General features: G+C 63.2%; 6 protein-coding genes and 1 pseudogene. 5 read left to right on the top strand and 2 right to left on the bottom strand.

Annotated elements, in window-relative coordinates; genetic code table 11:
* The first annotated feature begins 59 nt into the window (after positions 1-59).
* From G7Y82_RS19475 to G7Y82_RS19465, 3 genes are all read left to right on the top strand, one after another.
* Complete coding sequence (locus G7Y82_RS19475; RefSeq protein WP_168149800.1) at positions 60-590, top strand: hypothetical protein; 531 nt, start codon at positions 60-62, stop codon at positions 588-590.
* Between the two features lie 176 nt (positions 591-766).
* A complete protein-coding gene (locus G7Y82_RS19470; RefSeq protein ID WP_168149799.1) occupies positions 767-1,495 on the top strand; it encodes a transposase in 729 nt (242 codons plus the stop codon).
* A gap of 177 nt (positions 1,496-1,672) precedes the next feature.
* The gene (locus G7Y82_RS19465; RefSeq protein ID WP_168149798.1) at positions 1,673-2,002 is read left to right on the top strand and encodes a hypothetical protein; all 330 of its coding nucleotides are present in this window, start codon (positions 1,673-1,675) and stop codon (positions 2,000-2,002) included.
* 87 nt (positions 2,003-2,089) lie between these two features.
* On the opposite strand, the gene ubiM is transcribed toward G7Y82_RS19465, so the two are convergent.
* Both ubiM and G7Y82_RS19455 read right to left on the bottom strand, forming a co-directional pair.
* Positions 2,090-3,265, bottom strand: coding sequence for a 5-demethoxyubiquinol-8 5-hydroxylase UbiM (gene ubiM, locus G7Y82_RS19460; RefSeq protein ID WP_168149797.1), 1,176 nt, complete (start codon positions 3,263-3,265; stop codon positions 2,090-2,092).
* Positions 3,256-4,200: pseudogene (locus G7Y82_RS19455) on the bottom strand (ribonucleotide-diphosphate reductase subunit beta); the annotation flags it as partial. The gene ubiM and the pseudogene G7Y82_RS19455, both read right to left, overlap by 10 nt.
* Before the next feature lie 329 nt (positions 4,201-4,529).
* Between G7Y82_RS19455 and G7Y82_RS19450 the strand changes: the two are divergent.
* On the top strand, positions 4,530-5,624 hold the full coding sequence (locus G7Y82_RS19450) for a serine hydrolase domain-containing protein (RefSeq protein WP_206370895.1): 1,095 nt from the start codon (positions 4,530-4,532) through the stop codon (positions 5,622-5,624).
* An 82-nt stretch (positions 5,625-5,706) separates the two neighbouring features.
* Positions 5,707-7,047, top strand: a complete 1,341-nt coding sequence (locus tag G7Y82_RS19445) for an MFS transporter (protein WP_168149794.1) — start codon at positions 5,707-5,709, stop codon at positions 7,045-7,047.
* Positions 7,048-7,156: the final 109 nt, after the last annotated feature.

Raw genomic sequence — 7,156 nt, 5'->3', positions numbered from 1 at the left:
ACTCAAGTGCTTGTAAATTTCGCCCATCGCAACACCTTATCTGACTGCGGGTGTTGCACTTGATGGTTGAGGCTAAGCAGACATATCTTGGAGTCGTAGAGCCCTATGCAAAGGCGTTCATCTACTACCTCTTCGAAGATTACAACTCTGAACAAACTGAATTCACCACTGAAGTTCAGAGAAGGTTGGAAGACATCGGGGAGGCCTATCAGGATCGGGTATCTCTGTTGATGCCAAACCCGAGGTTCGCAGCGCGAATTGAATCTGAAGTAAAAGACAAGATCCAACATGTTTGGTGGTCACTGCACGGAAAGCTGCCCGGCCTACTCTTCAGCACTAAGCCGCTTTCACAGTTCGATGGAGCGAGCGGCGAATACGTCTACTTCCCCTTCGACGCCTTAACGGCGCATGGAGCGGCGGAGGTCATCGTCAAGGTTCGGCGGCTTGCTAACGAGCAAGTGTCATGGGATTTCCTAAACCCAAAGAAAAAGGAAGTAAAGTCAGTTGGCAAGGTAATCCTCGATGCTATTGAGGCAAAGCCGGGTTTCGCCGGGTTTCGTATCGATCTTAAGAAACTTAAAAGGTCGTGAGGTGAGCGGCCGGGAACATAGGTAACAAAAGAGTCTGGAGACATCGGTAACAGTCACCGGCGCAACAATCTTCCGTTTGCATCTTCGATTCGCATGTGACGTTCATGAAATCAATAGGGTCAGACACGATTGAATAACTGCGGTAAGCTTGTTGATCCATTTCTGGAGTCTCGGCCATGGCTCGCTTGCCCCGTTACGGTGTTCCTGGTCAGCCGCAGCATGTGATCCAGCGCGGCAACAACCGCAGCCCGATCTTCTGTGCGCCGGAGGACTACCGGTTCTTTCTAGAATGCCTGCAGGAGGGCTGCCACCGGTATGACTGCGCCATCCATGCTTACGTCCTGATGACCAACCACGTCCACCTGCTGGTGACGCCCAAGACAGCGGACGGCATTTCCCGGCTGATGCAGTCGGTGGGGCGCCGCTATGTCCAGTACTTCAATTTCACTTACCAGCGGACCGGCACGCTGTGGGAAGGACGTTACAAGGCTGTTCCGATCGACAGCGAAGCTTACGTCATGACCTGCTACCGCTATATCGAGAATAATCCCGTGCGCGCAGCGATGGTGACGCAGCCGGGGGGCTACCACTGGTCGAGCTACGGCGCCAATGCTGACGGCAAGGCCGATCCTCTGGTCCAGCCGCACGGTCTCTACCTGGCGCTTGGTAGCGACGACCGTGAGCGGTGCGCGGCCTACCGCAAGTTTTTCCGCGTGGGCATTGGAGAAGCGGAGTTGTCGGCAGTCCGTGAATCCATCAATCGTGGCTGGGTCCTGGGCTCTGACCGGTTTGCGCGCAAGATCGAATCCATCACCGAACGCCGGGCGGCGCCGCTGCCGCGAGGTGGGCGTCGCAAGGGAGCAGGGCGTCCAAAGCGGGATGATGCTGAGCAGGGTACTGGATAATCAATCGTGTCTGACCCCATTGATTTGATCAATCGTGTCTGACCCCATTGATTTATTTGTCTGACCCCATTGATTTATTGATTTGCTATGCACTCTTGACGCATCGCGCAAGGCGGACGGCTTCGCCGCCGCTTCACTCCAGCATTGAGTGCTACCGCCGGATTCAGACATCAGGTGATGGATATTTCTGATCTTTCAGCACTTGAGCAACAGGCGCTGGTTTCGGCTATTCGCTTCTGGGCGGACCACTGGGATTGGGAGTGCCCGACTCTTTTTGGGCTTGCGCAAGAAGATATGTCGGACATCGCGGGGACATGGCCCGAGAGCGCCGCACTTCGGAGTGCTGATGCCGCGTTAGCGGTCATCGGCAGCATCAGAGAAATGCTTTGCGGAGCAAATGCTTTGATGCCGGAAAAGATACGAGAGCGGGTCGGAATCAGCGCCGCGGAGCTAGGCGATCTGCTGCATCGCATCCGTCCTCGCATTGATGAAGCGCTCGCAAAATGAGTAGCTCGGTAGGGCGGAATTTATTCCGCCTTTCGCGATCCGCCGAAAACAACAGATGGTGACGCGCGAATCGCGTCGCAAAACCGATCAAGCCTCCCGCATCAACTGCCGCAGTACCGCCCGCCGGAACGGCGGCAGTTTTGAACTGAGGGCGATGCCGGCCTGTCTCGCGATGCGGGCGACGGGGTCGTGGCGGGTGTAGAGGTCGACGATGCCGTTGGTGGCGAGGAACAGCGGCAGGGTATGGGCGCGGTGGCGGCGTTCGTAGGTTTTCAGCAGGCGCGGGTTGGCGATGTCTTGCCGGCGTTGTTGGGCGCTGCCGATCAGCGTACTCAGGGTCTGTTGGCTGCGCAGCCCGAAGTTGAAGCCGTGGGCGGTGACGGGGTGCATGCCGACGGCGGCGTCGCCGATCAGTGCCGTGCGCGGGGCATGGAAGGCTTGTGCGTAGGTAGCGATCAGCGGGTAGCGCCAGCGCGGTGAGATCAGGCGCACGTCGCCAAGGCATTGCCGCAGCCAGTTGCCGAGCGTTTCGTTGAATGCCGCTTCCGGCAGTTGTGCGAGTTGTTCGGCTTGGCGATGCGTGACGGTGATGGCGACCGAGACTTGCCGGCCGTGCAGCGGCAGCGTGGCGATGGTGCGGCCGAGATCGAACCACTCGCAGGCGACGGCGCCGTGATCGTGTTCGGCTTCGACGCGGCAGACCAGCATGGTCTTGCCGAAATCGTGCAGGTGCGCGGCGATGCCGAGTGCCTGGCGGGTGGCGGAATGGCGGCTGTCGGCGGCGACCAGCAGTTTGGCGCGCCAGGCATCGGTATCGGTGGTGAGGCGCGCGTCGTGCGTGTCGGTTTCGACGCTGCGCATCTTCTGTTCGCAGTACAGGCGGATATTGGGGTGATGTGCGAGCTGGCGGTAAAGCGCGCGACGAATCCGGTGATTGGCGATCAAATGGCCGATCGGCGCGGCGCGCTCGGTGGCCGGCTGGAAGTCGAGAAATCGCGATGAGCGGCCGTTGTGAACGCGGGCGGCGGCGATCGGTGCGATCTGCTCGGGCGTCAGTTCGCGGAGTGCGCCGAAGGCGCCGAGCATGCGCATCGAGCTGCGGTGCATGGCGATCTCGCGGCCGTCGTCGGCCGGTTCGGCGAGCGCCTGTTCAGGCTGCTGCTCGACGATGGCGACGTCGAGGCCGCGTTCGGCCAGCGACAGCGCCAAGGCCAGGCCGACCGGACCGGCGCCGACGATCAGTACATCGCTGGTCAGTCCCATGCGAGGCTGCCGCCGGTGCGATATTCGGTGACGCGCGTTTCGAAGAAGTTCTTTTCTTTCTTGAGGTCGATGATCTCGCTCATCCACGGAAACGGATTGCCGGCATGCGCGTAGAGCGGCGCCAGGCCGATCTGCACGCAGCGGCGGTTGGCGATGAAGCGCAGGTATTCGTGAAACATCTCGGCGTTGAGGCCGAGCACGCCGCGCGGCATGGTGTCGATGGCGTACTGGTATTCGAGTTCGACGGCGCGTTCGATCAGGCCGCGAATTTCAGTCGCGAACGTGTCCGTCCATAGCTGCGGATTCTCTTGCTTGATGTGATTGATCAGGTCGATGCCGAAGTTCAGATGCATGGACTCGTCGCGCAGGATGTACTGATACTGCTCGGCCGCGCCGACCATCTTGTTGCGCCGGCCCAGCGCCAGGATCTGCACGAAGCCGACGTAGAAGAACAGGCCTTCCATGATGCAGGCGAAGACGATCAGCGAGCGCAGCAGGCGTTGGTCGGCGTCCAGCGTGCCGGTGTGGAATTCCGGGTCGGTCAGCGTGTGGATGTAGGGCAGCAGAAACGCGGCTTTTTCATGGATGGACGGGATCTCGTTGTACATGTTGAAGATCTCGCCTTCGTCCAGGCCCAGGCTTTCGACGATGTATTGATAGGCGTGCGTGTGCAGCGCTTCCTCGAAGGCCTGACGCAGCAGATAGCGGCGGCACTCCGGACTGCTGATGTGGCGATAGGTGCCGAGCACGATGTTGTTGGCGGCCAGCGAATCGGCGGTGGAGAAGAAGCCGAGATTGCGCTTGACGAGGCGGCGCTCGTCTTCGGTCAGGCCGTGCGGATCGTTCCACAACGCGATGTCCGCGGCCATGCTGATTTCCTGCGGCATCCAGTGATTGGCGCAGCCGTCCAGATACTTCTGCCAGGCCCAGCGGTAAGGCGCGCGGATCACACCGGCGGGCACGTCGCGACCGTTGATCAGGCCGCTCTCCGGAAGGTCGAATTCGAGTTCGGGCAGCAAGGCGCTCATCGGCGGGCTCTGGGGCGGTGAAGGGGTAGGCGCCAAGCCTAGGCAAGGCGTGCGCCGCGTCGTTTGACGCGCGTCAATGCAGCGTCGCGCACCTTGGTGCGCGGTGTTCGGGGTCGAAGCCTCGGAAGCGCTGTGTTAAGACTGGTGCGACGCGCGCTTGGGGAAGCGAGCGCACAAAGGGATCGCCAAGGGCGCGCCACAGACAAGGGAGGTCGCAGAGGACCATGAGGCCATTATTGAAACGGTCGCAGTGGCTGGCATTGCCGCTGTTGCTGAGCTTCTGCGTCGCATTGGCGTCAGTGCCGGAACCCATCGCCGCGCCGTATGACGTCGCTGCGTTCGTGCAGCGCCTCGATACGCTGCGCAAGGACGCGCACATTCCGGGGCTGTCGTTCGCCGTGGTCCAGGATCAACGCATCGTGGTTGCCGCGGGCCTGGGCCTGGCCAATATCGAGCAAGGCGTGCCGGCGACGGCGGAGACGCCGTACGACATCGCGTCCGTCGCCAAGCCATTGTCGGCGGTCGTTGCCTTGCACCTCGACGAACAGGGCGTGCTCGATCTCGATGCGCCGCTGGCCGGTTACAGCGACTGGCAGGCGTTCTGCGAGGGCTTCAGTCGGCAGCCGAGCGTTTTGGCCAAGGGCTTGCGCTGCGATGTGCCAGGCGAAACCTTGCGCCATCTGCTGTCGCACACGGCGACCGGCATTCCGGGCACGCATTTCTCATACAACCCGGTGCTGTATTCGTGGGCGTCGCGGCCGATGATGGCGGTGTCCGACGAATCGTTCTCGGCGCTGGTCGAGCAGGACGTGTTCGTACCGGCCGGCATGACGAGGTCGGCGCGCAAGTATCGCGATCTGCCGCTGCGCGCGGACCTGGCCGCGCAGCAGGCGCAGCCGTATCGCATCGACGCGGACGGCAAGGCGGCGCCGGCGCCACCGCGTTCGCCGCAGGGCGATGGCGCGGCGGGTGGTGATGTGTCCACCGCGCTCGATCTGGCCAGGTTCGACATCGCGCTCGACAGCGGCAAGCTGATCTCGGCCACGTCGCGCCAGCAGATGATGACGCCCACGCCGATGCGCGACGGCCGGACCGCGCAGTACGGCCTTGGCTGGTTCATCCAGACGTACAAGGGCCACAAACTGGTCTGGCATTCCGGCTGGTGGGACGACGCGTATTCTGCGTTGTACCTCAAGGTGCCGGACCGCAACGTCAGCTTCATCGTGCTCGCCAACAGCGAGGGCGTCTGGTGGAACAATCCGCCGGAGCGCGCCGAGGTGCAGCGCTCGGCGTTCGCGCAAGCTTTCTTGTCGGCGTTCGTCGGCATCTGACGCGCGTATCGTCGCCGCGTGCCACCTGATTCGGCGGCTGCGCCGGTCAGTGCGCGGCCGCGCTTCGCTATGCTGTCGCGCCATGAGCGCACCACACAGAGCGGCAACCCTGGCGGACACACGGTTCGGCCGTTTTCCCTACGACCCGGCACGCCTGCCGTTCTTCTACGGCTGGGCGGTGCTCGGCTGCGGCACGATTGGCGTGGCGATGAGTGCGCCGGGGCAGACGGTCGGCGTGTCGGTGTTCACCGATTTTCTGATCGACGCCCTGCATCTGTCGCGCAGCGCACTGAGTTTTGCTTACCTGCTCGGCACCGTCGCCAGCGCGTTATTGCTGTCGCGCATCGGCCGCCTTTACGACGTCTACGGCGGGCGCTGGGTGGCCGGCGTCGCCGCCGTGGCCATGGCGCTGGTGCTGCTCGGCCTGAGCGTCTCGCCCGCGATCGTCGCCGGCCTGTCGTCGCTACTGCCGCCCGGCGCCGCGCCGGCCGTGGCGTTTGTCGTGATCGCGTTCGCGTTCTTTCTGCTGCGCCTGTCCGGGCAGGGCACCTTGACGCTGGCGTCGCGCAACATGGTGATGGAGTGGTTCGAGCAGCGCCGCGGGCTCGTCAACGCGCTGCTCGGTGTGGCCGTGGCGTTCGGCTTTTCGTCGGCGCCGTCGCTGTTCGAGGGCCTGATTCAACACGGCGGTTGGCAGTGGGCGTGGCGGGTGCTGGCCGCGGCGGCGGCCGGCTTTGCGGTGTTCGCGCTGCTGACCTATCGCCGTCGCCCGGAAGATCATGGACTGCTGCCGGACGGCGGCGCGTCGGCGCGCACGCGGCGCACGCATCAGGAAACGCATGCCGGGCGCGCGTTCACGCTGGCCGAGGCGCGGCGCACGTATACGTTCTGGGTCTTCGCGCTGACGGCGACGCTGGGCGGGCTGCTGGTGACGGCGCTGACGTTCAACGTCGTGTCGATCTTCGCCGACGCCGGCATGAGCCGCGTCCGCGCCGTCAGTGTGTTTCTGCCGGTGGCGTTCATCGCCGTCAGCTTCGAGTTCGGCGGCAGCTGGCTCAGCGACTACGTGAAGCTGAAGTATCTGGCGATGCTGCAGTTGCTGGGCGTGATGCTCGTTGCCGTGGCGCTGGCGACGCTGCGTGACGGCTGGCCGTACGTGCTGCTGATCGTCGGCCTCGGCATGATGCAGGGCATGTTCAGCATCGTCGTCGGTCTGGCCTGGCCGCGTTTCTTCGGGCGTGCGCACCTGGGCCAGATTTCCGGTTTTGCGATGGCGATGATCGTCACCGGCACCGCCGTCGGGCCATGGCTGTTCAGTATCGCCCGCGACCTGTCCGGCAGCTATATGCCGGCGGCGATCGGTTGCGGCGTGCTGGGCCTGTGCCTGGCCGTCGCTGCGTGGCGCGCGGAACGGCCGGCCTGAAACGCCCGGCTCAGCCGCGGTCGTAGCGTTTCACGGCACCTTCGCGGATGAAGATCGCGTGGCTGGCCCGATACGGCGTGTCGGCGTTCTGGTGCGTGTCGTTGAGCAG

The sequence above is a fragment of the Solimonas marina genome (genome assembly GCF_012241385.1).
Taxonomy (GTDB): domain Bacteria; phylum Pseudomonadota; class Gammaproteobacteria; order Nevskiales; family Nevskiaceae; genus Solimonas; species Solimonas marina.
The sequence above is the reverse complement of the archived record's forward strand: the minus strand, read 5'-3'. Positions and strand labels throughout refer to the sequence as shown.